The sequence below is a fragment of the Pseudoalteromonas luteoviolacea genome (assembly GCF_021654285.1).
GTDB lineage: Bacteria > Pseudomonadota > Gammaproteobacteria > Enterobacterales > Alteromonadaceae > Pseudoalteromonas > Pseudoalteromonas luteoviolacea_J.
Window position 1 is genome coordinate 186,061 of record NZ_JAKFZS010000010.1, and the last position, 19,517, is coordinate 205,577.

Below are 19,517 nucleotides of genomic sequence, written 5' to 3' on the forward strand. Positions count from 1 at the left end.
TCTCTAGTACGTATAGAACTGATCCCGAAAGGATCTGCTTGGTAAGAAAGTGATCTCAAGTTGGTGGACTTAGGAAAATAATGATCCTTGCAAAATTACACGATCTTAATAATTTTTTAATCTAAATTTTTATTGCAAAAAAAACACCTTTATTCGATGCTAACTCACGCTAATTGCAGATAAAATAGGAACAAATTGTATCTAACTTATTGAAACTATGTTCCTGATAAATGCATTAACGTTATATTATCAGGTAAACTTTCATAAAACTGTCATACTTAGTCATAATAATGAAACCGACTTCGGTAACGTAAGAGATAAATGGGAATGTCACGTAGAGTACTAGTAGTTGATGACGAAGCACCAATCAGAGAAATGTTGGTGTTTGTGTTAGAACAGAATGGCTTTCAAGCAATTGAAGCGGAAGACTATGATTCAGCGATTGCAGCTATGGTAGAGCCATACCCAGATATGGTGCTCCTAGATTGGATGTTACCTGGCGGTAGCGGTATCCAAATTGCGAAAAAATTTAAGCAAAGTGAGTATACTCGTCAGATCCCTATCATCATGTTAACAGCACGTGGTGAGGAGGAAGACAAAGTTAAAGGATTAGAAGTAGGTGCAGATGACTACGTGACTAAGCCTTTTTCTCCAAAGGAGCTTATGGCGAGAATTAAGGCGGTAATGCGCCGCGTATCTCCTACATCGCTTGAAGAGGCGATAGAGGTACACGGCTTAAGGCTGGATCCAATTTCACACCGTGTTACCTCTGCAGGTAACGAATTAGAAATGGGACCAACCGAGTTTAGATTGTTACACTTCTTTATGACCCATCCAGAGCGTGTTTATAGCCGTGAACAGTTGCTCGATCACGTTTGGGGCACTAATGTGTATGTTGAAGACCGTACGGTTGATGTACATATTCGTCGCCTAAGAAAAGCAATTGCGCCACTTGGCCACGACAGATTAGTTCAGACTGTTCGTGGTGCGGGTTATCGCTTTTCTAGTAAAGTATAAAGCATTAATTTATGCGCTGTGGTAGCGTTATCCTAGCGCTTAATCTTTAGGATCATTTTATATGTATAGAGTGATTGATAAACAGGCGTTATTAAAACGCCTGTTTTTGTATTTTCTGCCGCTTACCCTGATAGGTATTCTGCTTGGTGCGCCTTTTGTGATGTTATTTCTGGGCGCAACAGTGTTATTGTTTTGGCATTTTAAGCAGCTCTATAAGTTGAGTGATTGGTTGATCAATCAACGCAGCTTTAATCCTCCTGAAGGATCTGGTGCGTGGGAGCAAATTTTCGAAGGGATATATCACCTTCAACATCGCAATCGTAAAAAGCGTAATGAGCTTGCTGCTTTGATCCGTCGCTTTCGTGAAGGTGCTGAGGCGGTGCCCGATGCAGTGATCGTGATGCAGCAGGATCTTAGTATTATTTGGTGCAATCAGTTGGCGCTGAAGATCTTAGGGCTGCAATGGCCGACTGATCATGGTCAGCGATTGGATAACCTGATCCGTGATCCCAAGTTTGTGAAGTATATGCAAGATCATAATTTCACCGATCCGTTGGAGTTAGAAAGCGGCCACAACGATGAACGAGTGTTAGAATTTCGGGTAATGCCCTATGCTGAGCAGCTGATGATGGTTGTGCGTGACATTTCAAGACTCAAAAAACTTGAGCAAATGCGCAAAGATTTCGTTGCTAATGTGTCGCATGAACTTCGCACACCTTTGACCGTGGTCACGGGCTATCTAGAAATGATGGAAGGTGACAATATGCCACCGCCTGCGATGTGGCAAAAAGCACATTTAACCATGATTGAGCAGTGCAAGCGCATGGACAGCTTAGTGAATCAGCTGCTTTCTCTATCCCGTATTGAAGGTGATAGAGATCAGGGTAATGATAAGGCCGTTAACGTACCTGGTATGTTGCAGTTGATCCAGACTGAAGCACTTTCTCTGAATCAAGATAAACATCATGACATTGAGTTTGATATAGATGAGACTTTGGACATCAAAGGGAGCATTGATGAGCTGCGTAGCGCTTTTTCAAACCTCGTATTCAATGCCATTCACTATACTAAACCGAATGGCAAAATTATCGTTAAATGGTATTTAGAAGGGGAGTGTCCAGCATTTGCCGTGACGGATAATGGGGATGGCATTGCACCAGAACATATTAATCGTTTAACGGAGCGCTTCTATCGAGTGGATAAGGCGAGAAGCCGGAAAACTGGGGGCTCAGGTCTTGGTCTTGCGATCACAAAGCATGTACTGAGCCGTCATGGTTCTCATCTAGATATTACCAGTACTGTGGGAGAGGGCTCATGTTTTTCATTCTCTTTTCCAAAAGAAAAACGCATTTTTATGACAGTGTCTGAAAGTCATAAAAGTGTCATTTAAGAGTAATTTTATTGTAATTAACTGAGCGCACAATGAGCATCAGGTAATCAAATGGGACGAACAATCGGAGTGACCCCAATGAAATTTAAAAGCTTAGTTGCCGCAATGGGTGTGGCTGTGACAACATTGGTATCAACGCAAGTATCAGCGCTTGATAAAAACCTACAAGAGTACAACAAAACCAGCGGTATCTCAGGTAACTTTTCATCTGTGGGTTCAGATACGCTAGCGAATATGATGACGTTTTGGGCTGAAGAATATAAACGCATTTACCCTAACGTAAACATTCAAATTCAAGCGGCTGGTTCTTCTACTGCGCCGCCAGCTTTGACAGAAGCAACTGCAAACTTCGGCCCAATGAGCCGTAAGATGAAATCAAAAGAAGTTGAAGCTTTTGAAAAGCGCTATGGTTACAAGCCGACAGAAGTACGCGTAGCAATTGATGCGCTGGCTGTTTTTGTTCATAAAGATAACCCAATTAAAGGTTTACGTATTGACCAAGTGGATTCAATTTTCTCTTCAACACGTAAGTGTGGTGGTGATAAGCAAGTTGATCGTTGGAGCGATGTAGGTCTAAATGGTCCTTGGGCTGCAAAAGATATCCAATTATACGGTCGTAACTCAGTATCTGGTACATATGGCTACTTTAAGAAAAAAGCACTGTGTAAAGGCGACTTCAGAAATAACGTAAACGAGCAGCCTGGTTCTGCGTCAGTTGTACAGTCTATTTCTTCATCTGTAAACGCAATCGGTTATTCAGGTATCGGTTATAAAACGTCTGGTGTTCGTACTGTTCCACTTTCGAAGAAAGGCGATAACTTCGTAGATGCAACACTAGAGAACGTGGCAACTGGTAAGTACCCACTTTCACGTTTCCTATATGTTTATGTGAACAAGCACCCAAATAAACCACTTTCTCCAATCGAAGCTGAGTTCTTGAAGATGGTATTATCTAAAGAAGGTCAAAAGATTGTAGAAAAAGACGGTTATGTGCCGCTAACAAGTAAAATGGCAAACCGTGAACTTAAGAAGTTAGGTCTTCTATAAGTATCAAAAATAAGTAAAAAGCCGCTCAATGAGCGGCTTTTTTTGTGGAAAAGTTTTACTCTAATTGCATTAGTTAGACTATTCCTAATATTGTTGCGTTCGTATTTTTGTTAGCTCTTCAGCTTGTGCCTTACAGGCGTTATATTTTTCAACACATTCGCCATTACATATCTGCCTTGTCATGGTTTGCTCAGTCGAACTCATCGAGCAATTTTGTTCACATTGAAAGTTTTGTTGAGCACATTGATTGAGCTCCGGAGAGTTTGGTTGATTGCTACAGGCAACTAAACCGAGCAGTAAAAGGGGCAGCGCAAATCTCATAATAGATCCTATTATTCAACTGATAGAGAGTATGGTGTGTTATTTTAATCTTTGAATACACATTAAATTTAGCATATTTTCAGAAAGTGCAGTGCGTTATGTCGTGATAAAGGCATTGGAGTGAAATAGCGTGTGTGAAATGTCGAAATAGCATAAACGCCCATGAAGGGCGTTTATAACAGGTGTACTACTTACCGACTTGGATATTGTCTATCAGTCTAACACTCCCTAAAAACGCGGCTGCTAAGATGACAAAGTCTTGGTCACTTGCTGCTGCAGGTTGCAATGTGTACCTGTGTGCAACAGAGAAATAGTCAGGCTTAAGACCAGCGTCCGCAAGCGTTGACTTAGCATGTTCCTCAAGGGCTTTGAAATCTCGCTCGCCAGCTTCAAGCTGCTTTGCTGATTGCCGCAATACTTGATAAAGGACTTTGGCAACGTCTTTTTCTTGCTCTGATAAATAGCCATTACGAGAGCTCATTGCTAATCCTGAGACCTCTCTTTGCGTCGGCACGCCAATGATTTCAATTGGCATTGATAAGTCATGCACCATGGTTTTGATGACTTGAAGTTGCTGGTAGTCTTTTTCACCAAAGCAGGCAAAGTCAGGCTGTACCAAGTTAAATAGCTTGGTTACAACCGTGGCAACACCGCGAAAATGACCACTGCGACTACCGCCACAATAGCCTTCAGAGACACCAGGTACATCCACAAAACTTTGTGTTGCTAGGCCATTAGGGTAAATCGTTTCTACACTGGGGGTAAAAACGATATCAGTCCCTAGTTCAGCAAGCCCTTGCTTATCTTGAACCAGAGTACGAGGATAGCTATCTAAGTCTTCATTTTTACCAAATTGCATCGGGTTAACAAAAATGCTGACAACGACTTTGTCAGCCAGTGTTTTTGCTTTTTCAACGAGTGAAAAGTGCCCTTGATGCAAGTTGCCCATTGTAGGCACAAACGCGATGCTTAGCCCTTGCTGACGCCAAGCTTTAATCTGGCTGCGTAATGACTTTATTTCGGTAATAGATTGCATTAGTTAAACTCGTGATCTTTGCCTGGAAACGCGCCTGTTTTGACATCGTCGCAGAATTTTTTAACCGCGTCTGGCATGTTACCCGTTTCGGCTAAGAAGTTTTTAGAAAATTTAGGAATATAGCCTGCTGAAATGCCAACTAAATCGTGCATAACTAAGATTTGACCATCTACTTCTTTCCCTGCGCCAATGCCAATAACGGGAATGTTAACGGCCTCTGTAATGCGCTTGGCAAGACTTGATGGAATACATTCGATGACCAGCATTTGTGCGCCAGCTGCTTCTAGTGCTTGTGCATCTGCAATCATTTGTAATGCTTGCTCTTCCTCGCGTCCTTGTATTTTAAAGCCACCAAATACATGTACAGATTGCGGTGTTAGGCCTAGGTGACCACAAACAGGAATGCCCTGTTGAGTAAGTAGTTTAATTGACTCTATTAGCCACGTACCGCCTTCTAGCTTGACCATATTTGCGCCGCTGCGCATTAAAGTCGCTGCATTTTCACAAGCTTGTGCTGGATTGGAATAACTCATAAATGGCATATCAGCAATCACAAATAACTCTTTGGCGCCTGCTCTGACACTGCGCGTGTGATAGGCAATATCAGCTGTTGTCACTGCCAGTGTGTCATCACCGCCTTGTAATACCATGCCAAGTGAGTCACCAACTAAAACAACATCAACGCCATTATCGTAAAAAAGCTTCGCAAAGCTGGCATCGTAAGCCGTTAACGCTGTGATTTTTTCACCTTGTTGCTTTTTTTTAGCCAAGGTTGAAACCGAAACTTTAGCCATTTAAAGTGTCTCCTTTGTTTCTTTTTTAGGTAGAGTGGTTAGGCCATTTTTTGGTAAATTCTCAGCAATTTTCTTGAGTCTTTGACCATTAGGGAGTACCAGTTGAGGGGCTAACTCTAACAGTGGGAATACGACAAACTCTCTATCGCACAGGCCATAATGTGGCACAGTTAGGCGCTCAGTATAGATGGTTTCATCGTTAAACAGTAAAATATCCAAGTCTAAAGTTCTTGGTCCCCATCGTTCATCTTTACGTACTCTACCCTGACGTAGTTCAATATCTTGCAATTGGTCTAGCACAGCTTCTGGTGCTAATAGAGTTTCAAATCTAGCAACTGCATTCACATAATCAGGTTGATCTTGCGGGCCCATAGGTTTTGAGCCGTAAAAGCTGGACACAACCAACTCGTTAAAAGCGGGATGTGTATTCAAGGCATTCACTGCCTTAATGAGCTGTGCTTGGGGATCAACTAAATTCGCCCCAAGCCCGATATAAACTATATTCATGAATCTTGTTTTGGTTTTCTGCGAGGTTTATTACGGTATCTACGCTTGGGACGATCTTTTTGGCCAAGGTTTTTAACCATGTCCTTTTGTCCACCCACATCTTGTTTGAGATATTCAGTCCACCAATCTGCAAGTTGTTGCTGGTCAGATTCCCCGCTTTCAACACGCAATAATAAGAAATCGTATGATGCTTTAAATTTAGGTTGTAGGCTCAATCTATATGCGCGTTGGCCACTACGCCTGTCTAAACGCTGCTGAATATGCCAAATATCTCTGGCGCCCAATGTGAAGCGTTTTGGTACGGCAACTCTTTGTGCATTTTCACTTAAGACCTGACTAATTGCTTGCATAAACGCGTCATATTCTGTGACACCTTGTTGCTCTAACAATGCAGCTCGTTTACGTAGTGGGAACCAAAGCAATGCGGCATAGATGAAAGCTGGAGTGACCTTTTTGTTACTGTTGATTCGCGCGTCGGTATTGGCAAACATTTGCTGTACAAAGCGTCTTTCAAAATCACTCTCATCCTGCTCTAAGATCTCTTCAAGGGTTGGGAAGAGCTGCTTGAATAAGCCCAACTCTCTGAGCATGAGGAAATTCTCTTCGGCTTTGCCACCTAAAAATAATTTGAGAGTTTCTTCAAATAGTCTTGCAGGTGGAATATTACCTAGTAAAGAGGAAAGCTCTGAGATTGGATTGAGCGTTGCCGGTGCAATTTCCATATCGAGTTTGGTAGCAAAGCGCACTGCACGTAGCATTCGTACAGGATCTTCACGGTAACGCGTTTCTGGGTCGCCAATTAATTCAATACGTCTGGCTTTAATTGCTTCAATACCGCCAGCAAAGTCACGGACGCCAAAATCATTGACGGAATAATATAGAGCATTGATAGAGAAATCGCGGCGCTGCGCATCTTCTTCAATGGTGCCATACACGTTATCACGCAACAGCTGCCCTTGCTCGCTGGCTTTACTGGTTGGGTCGTCGCTACTGCTTGATTGATGATGACCACGCATAGTGGCTACTTCAATTACTTCGCGGCCAAATACGATGTGCGCAAGTCTAAAGCGTCGACCAATCAATCGACAATTTCTAAACAGGCGTTTAACTTCTTCAGGCGTTGCATTTGTCACAACATCAAAATCTTTTGGCTCGATGCCTAACAAAATATCCCGAATACAACCACCGACAAGGTATGCGTCATAGCCACCATCTTTTAATCGATATAACACTTTGATTGCATTGGGGCTAAATTGTTTTCGAGAGATATTGTGCTCACTGCGAGGAATGATCTGAGGTGTTGCTTTGGCCTCTACAGTCCTGCTAGCTTGCTTAGTACCAACAATTTGCCTACACAATTTGAATATTTTAGAAATAATAACCACTCTCCTAACTACTTTGAGTCCCCACCCGAAGCATCATATTTACCTGATAGTTTTATCTCGCACATCGCTTTATTTTTTCTAAAGTGTAGGCGATTTAATAAGGCTCGCTATCATATACTCAAACGCCTTGAAATTGAAGTTTCAGACATGAATTAGCGATTAAATTTTCAACCAAATCGGCGAAGACGAAATATAAATAGGTTCATAGGGTTTATTTTCTTCATAGCAACAACCATTCGTGATTTATTGTGATTGATTCACACTCTAAATTATGGAAAACGTCCTTGAGCTAGGTGATAGCTATTGGCGCTATGAAAATGTTACAACGGCTTAAATTGATATTCCAATGGAGAGCGTTGCTGAACTTGGATTTCTCTGTTTGGGGGCAAAATGTTTCGCCTATAAGTCGAGGTTGCCCATTGGAGCATATCCGCAATATCATCGATTTGATTAAGTGCATTGAGATCGAAACCTAAAAACGACAGTGCGGCTTTGAGGGCGGGCAGTGGCATTTTGTTATCGATTGCCGGTGCATGGTTTTGTTTAGAAAGTTTAAAACCGGGCTCAGCAACCGCCAATGGTACATGTAAATAGCTAGGTGGTGTCGCGTTGAGTTGGTTGAATAAACTTAACTGCCTTGCTGTTGGCTCAAGTAGATCGGCTCCGCGTACAACATGGCTAATTTTTTGCTCTATATCATCTACCACAACAACCAATTGATATGCATAAAGACCATCACGGCGTTTCACGATATAGTCTTCTTGAGCAATAAGGTCAGGTATAGAAACACGACCTTGCAGCGCATCTTCAAATTGGTATACCGGAAAGTTTTGTTTTAACCGCAGTGCATTGTGCTCAAATTGGTTTTGTGAGGCACGGCAGTAGTTATCATAGAATCCGCCACGTTGTTTAATTTGCTTACGTGTACAAGTGCATGCGTACACATCAGAAGTGGACATTAAATCCGTTAAGACATCTTGATAAAGCGAGTGTCTTTGGCTTTGATAAACGACTTCTTCATCCCAGTACAATCCGAAGGCTTCAAGTGTGGCAAGAATATCATCCGCTGCACCCCTAACAACGCGAGGTGTATCAATGTCTTCCATTCTGACTAACCATTTTCCGTGGTGCGCTTTGGCATCGATATAACTCGCTAAGGCTGCGATTAATGAACCAAAATGAAGTGCGCCGGAAGGTGAGGGGGCAAAGCGTCCTCGATAATCTGAAGACGTACCCAGAGCTAAAAGGTGATTTTGCTCTGGGTCTTTTGTCTGTGGGGTCTGCATAACTGCTGAGTTTAACCTATCTAACTTACAGGTTAATTACTCGGCTTAACCTCGACCTTGCTGTTTTTCTTTTATCTCAGCAAGTGTTTTACAATCCACACATAGATCTGCAGTTGGACGAGCTTCTAAACGACGGATGCCAATCTCAATACCGCAAGAGTTACAGAAACCAAAATCATCTTCTTCAATCAGCTGTAACGTTTTTTCAATTTTCTTGATCAGCTTACGCTCACGGTCACGTGTACGCAATTCAAGAGAAAACTCTTCTTCTTGCGCTGCACGGTCAACGGGATCAGGGAAATTTGCCGCTTCATCTTGCATGTGAGTCATGGTGCGGTCTACTTCGTTACGAAGGTCGTTACGCCATGCTTCTAATATTTTTTTAAAATGAGCTAGCTGTGCCTCGCCCATGTATTCTTCGCCCGGCTTTTCTTGGTAAGGTTCTAAACCGGCCTGAGCCAATAACCCTAGTTTTTTTTGGTCTGGCATAGCATTCTCCTAAATCCTTAATAAACAACCCCAGCTAACGCCGGCGGCTATAAATAGCAAAATCTTCAACCCTTAGCAAACACTTTTTGCATAGCCTCTGTTCGTAAACAAGCCCTTAGGGTGATGTTTTTAACGGCTGATATATGTGGGTAAAGATTTTTTTTTCAAGTATTGAGTACAGATACTTGCTTAATTACTTTTACCTCAGTTGGGGTGATTTGTGCTTTATATGCATATATTTCAACCCCTTCGCCTCTCGCCTCTGCCAATAATAAGGCATATTTTTTATCTATATGCGCCGCTGCTTGGACAGATTCGATCCCATCGTGCATAACTATAAATAATAGCACGGCACGCTGGCCTTGTTTTTTTATATGGATCAACTCTCTAAGGTGCTTTTGTCCGCGAACTGTTTGTGCATCAGGGAAATAACCTTGGCCTTGTTCTAACAAGGTCACAGATTTAACCTCGACGTAGCAATCTGGTTTGCCATCGCTTGAAAGTAAAATATCGATACGGCTATTCTCATGGCCATACTTTATTTCGCTTTTGATCTCATCATAGTCAGCAAGTTCTTCAATACGATTTTCTTCTATTGCTTCATAAGCCACCTTGTTTGCAACCCCAGTATTGACGCAGATAAGATGACCCTGATTATTTTCAGTTAATTCCAATGAATGCACATATTTGCGCTTTTTGTTATCGCTAGTGGAGTAATAGGCTTTGAAGCCACTATCCGCACATCCGGTCATTTTACCTGTGTTTGCACAGTGTACTGTGAACTCTTCATTGTCATTGGTACGTAGGTCGACCAAAAACCGTTTATAACGCTTGAGCAGCGTGGCACTTTGGAGTTGAGATGAAAATTTCATTGTTTAGTCGCATTCGTTTTGGGGCTATGGGGCTGCTAGTGTACACTGACAAGCAACAACAAGCGTAAGAGTGAAAATCTATATGTCTGATAAATTTATTGTTCGCTTAAGTGAACAAGCGCCTGCAACACATTGGGGCAATAATGCATCACTGTCATTTGACGAGCAGGGTGCAATTATTCATTTAGCTGAGCAAGAAACACTAAAGCATATTCAAAGAGCGGCTCGTAGCCTAGCACAACAGGGGATCCCTGCGGTAGCGTTAAGTGGTGAGGCATGGTGCACTGAGTCTCAGTGGGCGTTTTATCAGGGCTTTGTGAGCCCAAAACAGCTTGATCCAGTTACTTTTGCTGAAAATGCACAGTCAGATTTAAAAGAATTACAAGCACTAAAGCAAGCGGCGACTTGGATGCGTCAAATGATCAACGGCACTGCTGAAGACATTTATCCTGAGAGCCTTGCTGGCAAAGCCGCTGAATTTATTCAATCTTTGGCACCTGAGCATGTCAGTTATCAAATCATTAAAGGTGATGCGTTATTAGAGCATCAGTGGATTGGTATCCATGAAGTAGGTCGTGGTAGCGAACGCGCGCCAGTGCTACTTGAATTAGACTTTAACCCAACGGGTGATGAAGATGCGCCTGTGAGCGCGGCGCTTGTGGGTAAAGGGATCACATTTGATTCTGGCGGTTACTCAATCAAGCCGAGCGAAGGCATGCTGACGATGAAGTGTGACATGGGTGGCGCAGCGACAGTGACTGCGGGCCTTGCGTTGGCAATCGAGCGTGGTATCGATAAGCGCATTAAGTTGTTCTTGTGCTGCGCTGAAAACTTGATCTCAGGCCATGCATATAAGCTAGGTGACATCTTAACTTATAAAAATGGCACAACAGTTGAGATTGTGAACACAGATGCGGAAGGTCGTTTAGTACTTGCTGATGGCCTAATGGCTGCTGGTGAAACGGGTGCGCCATTGATCATTGATGCGGCAACACTCACCGGTGCGGCGCTAATGGCTGTTGGTCAAGAATACAATGCGCTGTTTGGCCTAGACAAAGAGCTTGTTGGTGAAGTGCAGCAATTTGCTAGTGAAGAATTTGAGGCTGCATGGCCACTACCGTTAGAAAAGTGGCACCAAAATAACTGCCCTTCGGCGTATGCTGATACTGCAAACAGCCGTGCACAAAAAGGCGGTGGTTATGGCGGTGCATCTAATGCTGCTGGTTTCTTATCACGTTTTGTGCCGAATGAAGGCCAAGGTTGGGTTCACATTGACCTTGCGGCAAGCTTCCAAAACAATGCAGGTGCACAGTGGGCATCTGGCGCAACGACTATGGGTATGCGAACTGTCGCACGTACCTTGATTGCAAAAGCTTAAAGTTCTGTTAAAAGCCTCTCAATAGAGGCTTTTTTATTTGGTTTGAGATTAAGAGAGCAGTGCTGCTGCAAGGCGGACAAAGTCAGAAGAGGTTAAAATTCCCAGTAGCTTTTTGTTTTCATCAACCACAGGCATACAGCCATGGCGATTTTCGACAAAATAGGTCACGACCTCATGTAGACTTTGTTTGGGGGTTACACTGACAAAATCTTCCGCCATGACTTCACTGACCTTTTCTTGCTTTTCTTTTCGTTCTAACGCTAAGTTGCCGTAGGTCGATAAAATGTTCATGACTTTGGCAATCATGATCTTTTGCGTCAACATACCCACTAAATGGCCGTCGTCATCAATGACGGGGATATGTCGAATATTCTTTTCTCGCATCAAATTGTGTGCATCATGCAGGGTATGCGATGATTTTACTGCTAATGGATCTGGCGTCATTAATTGTTCAACGGTGTGCAGCATAGTTTTTTCCTATCAGTAAAGCTTACTTTTAGGTATAACTGATAATAGCGTTGTTTTCCTGCGTTTAGATCAAGAAAGTGGTCATCATAACAATGGAGCTATGGGGTTAAGTTATTTGATTTTTGCAGTGCTGCCAGCCGAATAGATTTATTTTCAACGAGTATTGATAAGGGGACTAGTTCGAACCCTTGAGCTTGCAAATCTTGTAGTGCGTGATTTAAAAACTGATGTGTCTGTGGGTAAGGATGGGCAATGCCTATTGCATATCCTTGCTCGGTCGCGATGGTCTTAAGTTGATTGAGTTGTATCTTTAATTGTGCATGAGCAAGTTCATTGTCTAAAAAGACGTGCCTTGCCACATTATCAACGCCGTAGAGGTTAGCGGCTGTCTGCGCCTGACTATAGGGGGTCGTGCGGCTATCTAAAAAGTATAGATCGCGCTTTTTCAGTACTTCCATAGTCCATTTCATGGCTTCTGCGTGTTGAGTCAGTGCCGATCCCATGTGGTTGTTAACGCCTTTTACGTGGGGGAGGCTAGAGAGCGCATGCCCCAGCGTTTTTTGCAATTGCCACTTTTGCATATCCAGTGTTAAACCACCAGGGCCTAGGGCTTTATTATCTAAAGACTGCATTGGGATGTGCAGAATAAGTTCTTTCTTTTTTAATGCGGCTTGATAGGCAAAGTGTTGAGAAAATGGCGTGTGTGGGAGCAGAGCATAAGTCACTTGACCTGGTAAGTTGAGTAACTCCAAGTCTCTTTGGTGATTTCCAATATCATCAATGACAATGGCAATTTGCTTAGCATTGCAAGCAAATGCACACAGCCACAGGGCTGTAACAGCAAGTTGTTTTAAGCGCACAAGTTAAATCACAGTTTTTGTTATGTTTTATTTTGGTCGTTTATTTAACGACACTTTCATCACCTAAACTAGCACGATTTTTATACTGATAAAAGCGTCATTATTGTCTTTAATTTACTGTAGGTTGCTGTTTTACCACTAGTTGACGTGCAGCATGCCAGTGTTTTTCAAGTCGAGTAAATAAGTCTTTATTCGCTTTGTCGTTGCTCATTATAGCTGTTTTATTGAGGCTCGATAGGGCGTTTTTACTATATTCAACATCCGGTTTTATCCCTGTCCCCTCAATAGACTGCCCTGAAGGCGTATAATATCGAGCTGTGGTTAATTTTAGTGCGCTTGTACCGTTGCCTATCGGGATCAATGACTGCACAGAACCTTTGCCAAATGAGCCTTGTCCGAGGATCAGTGCGCGCTTATTATCTTGCAGTGCGCCGGCTAAAATCTCAGCAGCTGAGGCCGATTGCTTGTTGATCAAAACCAAGATAGGTGCGCCATTTAAAATGTCGCCTTGAACCGCATAAAACTTCTGATTAGCATCAAAAAAGCGGCCTTTGGTGGTGACAATGACACCGCTTTGTAAAAATAAATCCGAAATCGCAACTGCACTATTGAGCGTCCCTCCTGGGTTGTCTCTGAGATCGATAACTAAGCCCTTTAGAGAAAGCCCACTGTGTGCAAACAGCATATTAATGTGTCTAGCTACGTCATGATAGCTATGGTTATTAAACGAGGAGATAGAAATGTAGCCTATATCCCCTTTGAGCAGCTTACTGGTGACGCTTTCAAGCGTGATCTCTTGACGCCTTAATGCCAGTGTGACATGCGCTTCCTCTCGCTCAACGGTGATGTGAATAATAGATAGTTTGGCTTCTCTTAACAGCTTGGAGACTTCTGAGATACTTTTATTTGTGACGTCATGTGTATTGACGGCAACCAACTTATCTCCCCCCTCAATACCCGCTTGCTCAGCAGGAGAGCCAGGTAGTGTATCGACAATGACAATTCGATTTTCCACTTCTTCGACTTCAATGCCAATTCCCGTATAACGGCCATTGGTGGCACTGAATAAAGTTTCTAGTTCGTGTTCATTTAGATACTTGGAGTAAGGGTCTAGTTGCTCAAATAATTCGTTGAAGTTATGTTGCTTTATATGCGAGGTGGGCACTTCTTCAACGTAATATGTTTGGATGTGATAAAGAATTTCTTCCATGTGTGCATGGCTAATTTGCTTTGCCTGCACGGAGGAAAATAATAAGGTAAACAATAATGCGCATAGGTAGATGTGCGCGCGTTTTAGGTTATCGGGCGGGGAAATTGAGACAATGTATTTCATATGCTGCTCCTAGTGACGGGGCAGCATAGGTTATTCATTTAACTTGATCTGCACCATTTAACTGGATTCACAGCGCTTCCTTTATGCCGTATTTCGAAGTATAGCCCAGGATTTTGTTGTCCGCCGCTTTGTCCCACTAATGCGATGGCATCCCCTGGGTTTACATGGTCGCCAACATCTTTTAAAAGGGTTTGTGCGTGCCCATATAAGCTCATAAACCCTTTGCCATGGTCAAGGACAATGACCCAACCAAAACCATTTAGCCAATCCGCATAAACCACATGGCCTGGCGCAACACTATTAACTTCAGTGCCTGTTTTACCGGTAATCATAACGCCTTTCCAATTCATACCCACGTGTTTACGTTGGCCAAACCGCTTTTTGATTTTGCCTTTTAGTGGCCATGCCAATTTTCCTTTTAGCCGTTGCAGACCGTCTAATTTGGCAATAAATACCTCTTCTGTAGGAGCCTGTACTTCCGCGAGGGCTTCTAAGGTGGTTTTTAAAGTGGTTTCGTTTTCTTCTAAATAAGCGATGGCTGACTGGGTTTTAAGCAGTTTATCATTCAGCTTGCCTAAATGTGTTTGACGCTGTTTTTGCGCAAGCTGTAAGTCACTTTGCCTGATCTGCTGTTGCTCAAGGAGTGCAATGAGTTGTTGCTGAGATTTGACCAGCGCTTGTTGGTTTTCTTCAAGCTCAACAAAGACCATTTTTAGATCTTCTAATTGATTGATCCGTGCTTTGTTAAAGTAGTCGTAGTAGCTAATTGTGCGCTCAAGTGCTGCGGTTTTTTGTTGGTTGAGCAGCATCTTCGAATAGTCATGGCTGCCAGTGACATAGGCACTTTTTAGTTGCGCAGCAAGCAGCTTTTGTAACTTGTGTTTGCGGCGATTCAGCTGTGCGCTTTCTTGCTCGAGAGCATACTGCTGTTGTTTATTTTCGCTGATCCCTTGTTGTGTCAGCGTCAACGCTTTTGCACTTCGGGCAATTTCAAGTTCAAAGGACTGCAAGCGCTGTTTGAGTGCACTAAAAGACGCTTGTTGTTCTTTATAAGCAGCCTGACTCTTTTTTAATTCAGCCTGAACTGCAGCCAAATCTGCTTTGGTTTGTGATTCATTGGCCTCGGCATGTGCCGAGAACAATGAAATCACTAAAACTAAGTTGGCGAGTTTACCTCTTACCATATTTATTTTAAGTGCATAATTGGCGAACCAGTCATCTCTGCTGGTTGCTCTAGACCCATCAGATGCAGCATGGTTGGTGCTACGTCGCTCAGTGTCTTATTGGCTTGTGGCTCGGCATCACGACCGACATATATAAATGGCACTGGCTCGCTGGTATGTGCTGTGTGTGCCTGTCCTGTGCTTGGGTCTTGCATTTGCTCAGCATTACCGTGGTCAGCTGTGATAAGTGCTTCGCCACCATGCTCTTTCAGTGCATCAACAACACGACCGATACAGTTATCGACTGCTTCACATGCTTTTACCGCGGCATCAAATACACCAGAGTGGCCGACCATGTCGCCATTCGGATAGTTACAGATAATGGCATCATACTCACCGCCTTGAATGGCTTCGATAAGTTTGTCTGTCAGCATTTCTGAGTTCATTTCAGGTTGTAAGTCGTATGTTGCTACTTGCGGTGACGGGATGAGTTCGCGCTTTTCGCCTTCAAATAAGTCTTCACGGCCGCCACTAAAGAAAAATGTAACGTGTGCATACTTTTCTGTTTCTGAAATACGAAGCTGTGTTTTGTTATGTTTTGCAAGCCATTCGCCAAGCACATTGTTTAGCTTTTCAGGGGCAAATGCGATAGGGGCGTCGATGTCTGCTGCGTATTCCGTCATCATGACAAAGCTGCTAAGTGCAGGAGCTTTTTTCTTCTCAAAGCCAGCAAAATCTGTATCGACAAATGCACGTGTCATTTGTCTTGCGCGGTCTGCCCTGAAGTTTAAAAATAGAATTGCATCACCGTCATTGATTTGAGCTGCTTGCAGGCCTTCTGGCGTGATACTTGTTGCTTTGACAAACTCATCATTTTCATCGCGTTGATATGCAGCTTCTAATGCCTCAATACCGTCTGCAAACGAATATTGCGCCTCACCACACACCATCAGGTTGTATGCTTGCTCAACACGTTCCCAGCGATTATCACGATCCATCGCGTAGTAGCGACCGACAATTGACGCTAAGCGGCCCGTGCCAAGACGAGCAAAAAGCGCTTCAATACGCTCAATAGACGCTTTTGCACTGCGTGGCGGTGTATCACGACCATCTAAAAACGCGTGGAAATAAATATCTTTGGCACCGCGTTGTGCGGCAAGCTCAATGCTGGCGACAATGTGGTCTTCATGACTGTGAACACCACCTGGACTTAGTAGACCCATTAAGTGCACGGCTTTACCCTGTGCAACTGCATCATCAATGCTTTTAACTAAGGTTGGATTATGGGCAAACTCACCATCATCAATGGCTTTGGTGATACGAGTAAAGTCTTGATAGACGATTCTTCCTGCACCCAGGTTGACATGACCTACTTCAGAGTTACCCATTTGGCCGTCAGGCAAACCGACATCTAGACCAGACCCTGAAATTAGCGTTGTTGGCTGAGATTGCCAAAGCGAATCAAGAACAGGTGTATTAGCCGCGAGGATTGCATTGCTTTGTGTTTCTTCTCTATATCCCCAGCCATCTAAAATGATAAGTACCAGTGGTTTTTTCTTCGTAGTCATTTGGGCTCCTGAAAAATGCACGATAGATGGCGCATAGAATACCCTGTTTAGCTCGAAAATTCAGCCCTAAGCTGGTGATTTATGTTCAAGATTGATTAATCTAATGGTAACACCTTTCATATAAAGCCCGCTGTGAATAGCGATTGTGGATGTTTGTTACCAGAGGTCTAAAAAGAGAATTTAAAGATACCTTCTTTACAGTGTATGACAATAGGTTTGTACCAAGGGACGTAAAAACGTATACTCGCTGCACTGTAAGTTTTATCTGCTAATTAAGTGGCAAGGTTCATGGAACAATATATAACTTTTTTCACCAATCACCCTGTATTAAGCATTATCTGGGTCGTCCTAGCAATCATGTTGGTACACAGCTGGTATAAAAGCCTATTTTCATCAATTCGTCAGATCAACCCTCAGCAATTGACTATGTTGATCAATCGCGAAGATGCACAAGTGCTCGATATGCGTGGCAAAAAAGAGTTCACGGCAGGCAGGATCGCAGGTGCTGAGATGATGAATGTCGACAAAGCAAAACAAAATGACTTTGGTGGACTTGAAAAGTACAAAACAACGCCCATTATACTTGTGTGTAATACAGGTATGACTGCCAACAACATTGCTGAAAGAATGAAGCAGCAGGGCTATGAAAAGCTACATGTGCTATCTGGCGGCATGAGCTCATGGCAAAGTGCAGGACTACCAACGACAACTGGCAAGTAATTGGAGTGAAAAAATGAGTAACAATGTAGTTATCTACACCAAAGATTATTGTCCGTTTTGTCATCGTGCGAAGGCGCTATTAGATAGCAAAGGCGTCACATATACAGAGTATGATATTGCTGTACAGCCTGAACTTCGTGATGAGATGATCGAAAAAGCCAATGGCGGACATACTGTGCCACAAATTTTTATCAATGAGCAGCACATTGGTGGCTGTGATGATATGATGGCACTTGAAGCTCAAGGCAAACTAACCCAGTTATTGGCTTAGTCGAGCGAAATTAAAAAATTTCCAGCACTTAAAGTATTTAGTAAGTGCTGTTTAACAAAAATTTATAGGAATAATAATGACTGAACAAAATCAAAACGCGGCAGCAGAACAACAAGAAGGCCCACAATTCAACATTCAGCGCATCTACACTAAAGATGTATCTTTTGAGACGCCAAATTCTCCTGCTATTTTCCAAAAAGAGTGGACACCTGAAGTTAAGCTAGATATGGATACGCGTTCAGCTAAGCTAGACGAAGGCGTATTTGAAGTTGTTCTTGCATTAACAGTGACTGCGACGATTGGCGAAGAAACAGCATTCCTATGTGAAATTCAACAAGCGGGTATTTTCTCTGTTGGCGAACTAGAAGAGCTACAACTTGCTCATATGCTAGGTGCTTTCTGCCCTAACATCCTTTTCCCTTACGCTCGTGAAGCAGTTGCAAGCTTAGTTAACCGTGGTACTTTCCCACAGCTTAACCTTGCACCAGTTAACTTCGACGCACTATTTGCTCAGTACATGCAACAACGTGCAGCGCAAGAGCAAACAGCTGACGCATAATCTATGAATACATCACAGTCTGCTGTGACCGTATTAGGGGCGGGGTCTTATGGCACCGCCCTTGCTATTTGTTTTGCTCGAAACGGTCACCGAGTAACTTTATGGGGACGCACACAAGCTGATATTGAACAATTGGCTGCTGAACGTCAAAACCAACGCTACCTTCCTGATATTGAGTTTCCCGCGTCTCTGACGTTAGAGACTGACTTGGCACGTGCAGTTCAAGCAAGCAAAATTGTCTTGGTTGTGGTACCAAGCCATGCGTTTGCTCAAACTCTTAAGCAAATCCAACCTCATCTTCAAAATGGAGCACAGGTTGCATGGGCCACTAAGGGTTTAGAGCCAGATACGGGCAGGCTTTTAGAGGAAGTGGCCAAAGAAGTACTTGGTGAAGAAGTGCCTTTAGCCGTTTTATCAGGGCCTACTTTTGCAAAAGAGATGGCAGCAGGCTTACCAACGGCTATTTCTGTTTCAGCAAGAGATGAAGGGCTTCGTACAGAGCTGGCGAGTTTACTACATTGTAGCCGCTCATTCAGAGTGTACAGTAACGATGATTTTATCGGTATTCAGCTCGGTGGTGCAGTCAAGAATGTGATTGCCATAGGCGCCGGCATGTCAGATGGCTTTGGCTTTGGTGCCAACACGCGGACCATGCTGATCACGCGAGGCTTGGCTGAGTTATGTCGTTTAGGCTGTGCGCTTGGTGCAAAGACAGAAACTTTTATGGGTATGGCAGGACTAGGCGATTTAATCCTTACTTGTACCGACAACCAGTCTAGAAATAGACGCTTTGGTTTGGCGCTTGGGCAAGGAAAAAGTGTTGATGATGCAATGAGCAGCATTGGTCAAGTCGTTGAAGGTTATCGCAATACCAAAGAAGTTTTTTTACTGGCTAAACGCAGTCGTATTGAAATGCCGATCACAGAGCAAATCTACCAAGTGCTCTATGAGCAAAAAGATGTTAAAGAAGCTGCCATGGCACTATTAGGCCGAGAGCAAAAGTCAGAATAAGACATAAAAAAACCACCGTTTGGTGGTTTTTTTGTTTAGCCT

General features: G+C 43.2%; 21 protein-coding genes. 8 read left to right on the forward strand and 13 right to left on the reverse strand.

The window, feature by feature from the left end:
* The first annotated feature begins 327 nt into the window (after positions 1-327).
* The 3 genes from phoB to L1077_RS11785 all read left to right on the forward strand — a co-directional run bounded on the left by phoB (position 328) and on the right by L1077_RS11785 (position 3,454).
* Positions 328-1,017, forward strand: coding sequence for a phosphate regulon transcriptional regulator PhoB (phoB, locus tag L1077_RS11775; RefSeq protein WP_023399796.1), 690 nt, complete (start codon positions 328-330; stop codon positions 1,015-1,017).
* Positions 1,018-1,078: 61 nt separating this feature from the next.
* Positions 1,079-2,407, forward strand: a complete 1,329-nt coding sequence (gene phoR / locus L1077_RS11780; protein WP_237137020.1) for a phosphate regulon sensor histidine kinase PhoR — start codon at positions 1,079-1,081, stop codon at positions 2,405-2,407.
* 78 nt (positions 2,408-2,485) lie between these two features.
* The gene (locus tag L1077_RS11785) at positions 2,486-3,454 is read left to right on the forward strand and encodes a PstS family phosphate ABC transporter substrate-binding protein (protein WP_063361029.1); all 969 of its coding nucleotides are present in this window, start codon (positions 2,486-2,488) and stop codon (positions 3,452-3,454) included.
* A gap of 84 nt (positions 3,455-3,538) precedes the next feature.
* Here the strand turns inward: L1077_RS11785 and L1077_RS11790 are convergent, their stop codons facing one another.
* The 8 genes from L1077_RS11790 to sfsA all read right to left on the reverse strand — a co-directional run bounded on the left by L1077_RS11790 (position 3,539) and on the right by sfsA (position 10,144).
* Complete coding sequence (locus L1077_RS11790; RefSeq protein ID WP_237137021.1) at positions 3,539-3,775, reverse strand: hypothetical protein; 237 nt, start codon at positions 3,773-3,775, stop codon at positions 3,539-3,541.
* 187 nt (positions 3,776-3,962) lie between these two features.
* A complete protein-coding gene (gene panC / locus L1077_RS11795) occupies positions 3,963-4,811 on the reverse strand; it encodes a pantoate--beta-alanine ligase (protein WP_237137022.1) in 849 nt (282 codons plus the stop codon).
* Positions 4,811-5,605, reverse strand: coding sequence for a 3-methyl-2-oxobutanoate hydroxymethyltransferase (gene panB / locus L1077_RS11800; protein ID WP_237137023.1), 795 nt, complete (start codon positions 5,603-5,605; stop codon positions 4,811-4,813). Before panB ends, panC begins: the two co-directional genes overlap by 1 nt.
* Positions 5,606-6,112 carry a 2-amino-4-hydroxy-6-hydroxymethyldihydropteridine diphosphokinase gene (gene folK / locus L1077_RS11805; protein ID WP_237137024.1) on the reverse strand — a complete coding sequence of 169 codons (507 nt, stop codon included), beginning with the start codon at positions 6,110-6,112 and terminating at the stop codon, positions 5,606-5,608. It abuts the gene before it with no gap.
* Positions 6,109-7,458, reverse strand: coding sequence for a polynucleotide adenylyltransferase PcnB (pcnB, locus tag L1077_RS11810; protein ID WP_237137059.1), 1,350 nt, complete (start codon positions 7,456-7,458; stop codon positions 6,109-6,111). The genes folK and pcnB overlap by 4 nt, the downstream gene beginning before the upstream one ends.
* A gap of 359 nt (positions 7,459-7,817) precedes the next feature.
* Positions 7,818-8,783, reverse strand: a complete 966-nt coding sequence (gluQRS, locus tag L1077_RS11815; protein ID WP_237137026.1) for a tRNA glutamyl-Q(34) synthetase GluQRS — start codon at positions 8,781-8,783, stop codon at positions 7,818-7,820.
* Positions 8,784-8,828: 45 nt separating this feature from the next.
* Positions 8,829-9,272, reverse strand: coding sequence for an RNA polymerase-binding protein DksA (dksA, locus tag L1077_RS11820; RefSeq protein WP_039611892.1), 444 nt, complete (start codon positions 9,270-9,272; stop codon positions 8,829-8,831).
* A 164-nt stretch (positions 9,273-9,436) separates the two neighbouring features.
* A complete protein-coding gene (gene sfsA / locus L1077_RS11825; protein ID WP_237137027.1) occupies positions 9,437-10,144 on the reverse strand; it encodes a DNA/RNA nuclease SfsA in 708 nt (235 codons plus the stop codon).
* Between the two features lie 82 nt (positions 10,145-10,226).
* Here sfsA and pepB point away from each other — a divergent pair, with 82 nt between their 5' ends.
* Positions 10,227-11,522: an aminopeptidase PepB gene (gene pepB, locus L1077_RS11830; RefSeq protein ID WP_237137028.1), complete on the forward strand. Its 1,296-nt coding sequence runs from the start codon at positions 10,227-10,229 to the stop codon at positions 11,520-11,522.
* A gap of 48 nt (positions 11,523-11,570) precedes the next feature.
* On the opposite strand, the gene L1077_RS11835 is transcribed toward pepB, so the two are convergent.
* The 5 genes from L1077_RS11835 to gpmM form a co-directional block, all read right to left on the reverse strand.
* Positions 11,571-11,990: a CBS domain-containing protein gene (locus L1077_RS11835; RefSeq protein ID WP_237137029.1), complete on the reverse strand. Its 420-nt coding sequence runs from the start codon at positions 11,988-11,990 to the stop codon at positions 11,571-11,573.
* 98 nt (positions 11,991-12,088) lie between these two features.
* Positions 12,089-12,850 carry a divergent polysaccharide deacetylase family protein gene (locus L1077_RS11840; protein WP_237137030.1) on the reverse strand — a complete coding sequence of 254 codons (762 nt, stop codon included), beginning with the start codon at positions 12,848-12,850 and terminating at the stop codon, positions 12,089-12,091.
* A gap of 109 nt (positions 12,851-12,959) precedes the next feature.
* The gene (locus tag L1077_RS11845) at positions 12,960-14,183 is read right to left on the reverse strand and encodes a S41 family peptidase (RefSeq protein ID WP_237137031.1); all 1,224 of its coding nucleotides are present in this window, start codon (positions 14,181-14,183) and stop codon (positions 12,960-12,962) included.
* 38 nt (positions 14,184-14,221) lie between these two features.
* On the reverse strand, positions 14,222-15,367 hold the full coding sequence (locus L1077_RS11850) for a murein hydrolase activator EnvC family protein (RefSeq protein WP_237137032.1): 1,146 nt from the start codon (positions 15,365-15,367) through the stop codon (positions 14,222-14,224).
* 2 nt (positions 15,368-15,369) lie between these two features.
* Complete coding sequence (gpmM, locus tag L1077_RS11855; RefSeq protein WP_237137033.1) at positions 15,370-16,914, reverse strand: 2,3-bisphosphoglycerate-independent phosphoglycerate mutase; 1,545 nt, start codon at positions 16,912-16,914, stop codon at positions 15,370-15,372.
* Positions 16,915-17,202: 288 nt separating this feature from the next.
* On the opposite strand from gpmM, the gene L1077_RS11860 reads away from it, so the two are divergent.
* The 4 genes from L1077_RS11860 (at position 17,203) to gpsA (ending at position 19,475) form a co-directional block, all read left to right on the forward strand.
* Positions 17,203-17,634: a rhodanese-like domain-containing protein gene (locus L1077_RS11860; RefSeq protein ID WP_237137034.1), complete on the forward strand. Its 432-nt coding sequence runs from the start codon at positions 17,203-17,205 to the stop codon at positions 17,632-17,634.
* A 13-nt stretch (positions 17,635-17,647) separates the two neighbouring features.
* On the forward strand, positions 17,648-17,905 hold the full coding sequence (gene grxC, locus L1077_RS11865) for a glutaredoxin 3 (RefSeq protein WP_237137035.1): 258 nt from the start codon (positions 17,648-17,650) through the stop codon (positions 17,903-17,905).
* 76 nt (positions 17,906-17,981) lie between these two features.
* Positions 17,982-18,464, forward strand: coding sequence for a protein-export chaperone SecB (secB, locus tag L1077_RS11870; protein WP_063361015.1), 483 nt, complete (start codon positions 17,982-17,984; stop codon positions 18,462-18,464).
* A gap of 3 nt (positions 18,465-18,467) precedes the next feature.
* Positions 18,468-19,475: an NAD(P)H-dependent glycerol-3-phosphate dehydrogenase gene (gene gpsA / locus L1077_RS11875; RefSeq protein WP_237137036.1), complete on the forward strand. Its 1,008-nt coding sequence runs from the start codon at positions 18,468-18,470 to the stop codon at positions 19,473-19,475.
* The last annotated feature ends 42 nt before the right edge of the window (positions 19,476-19,517 follow it).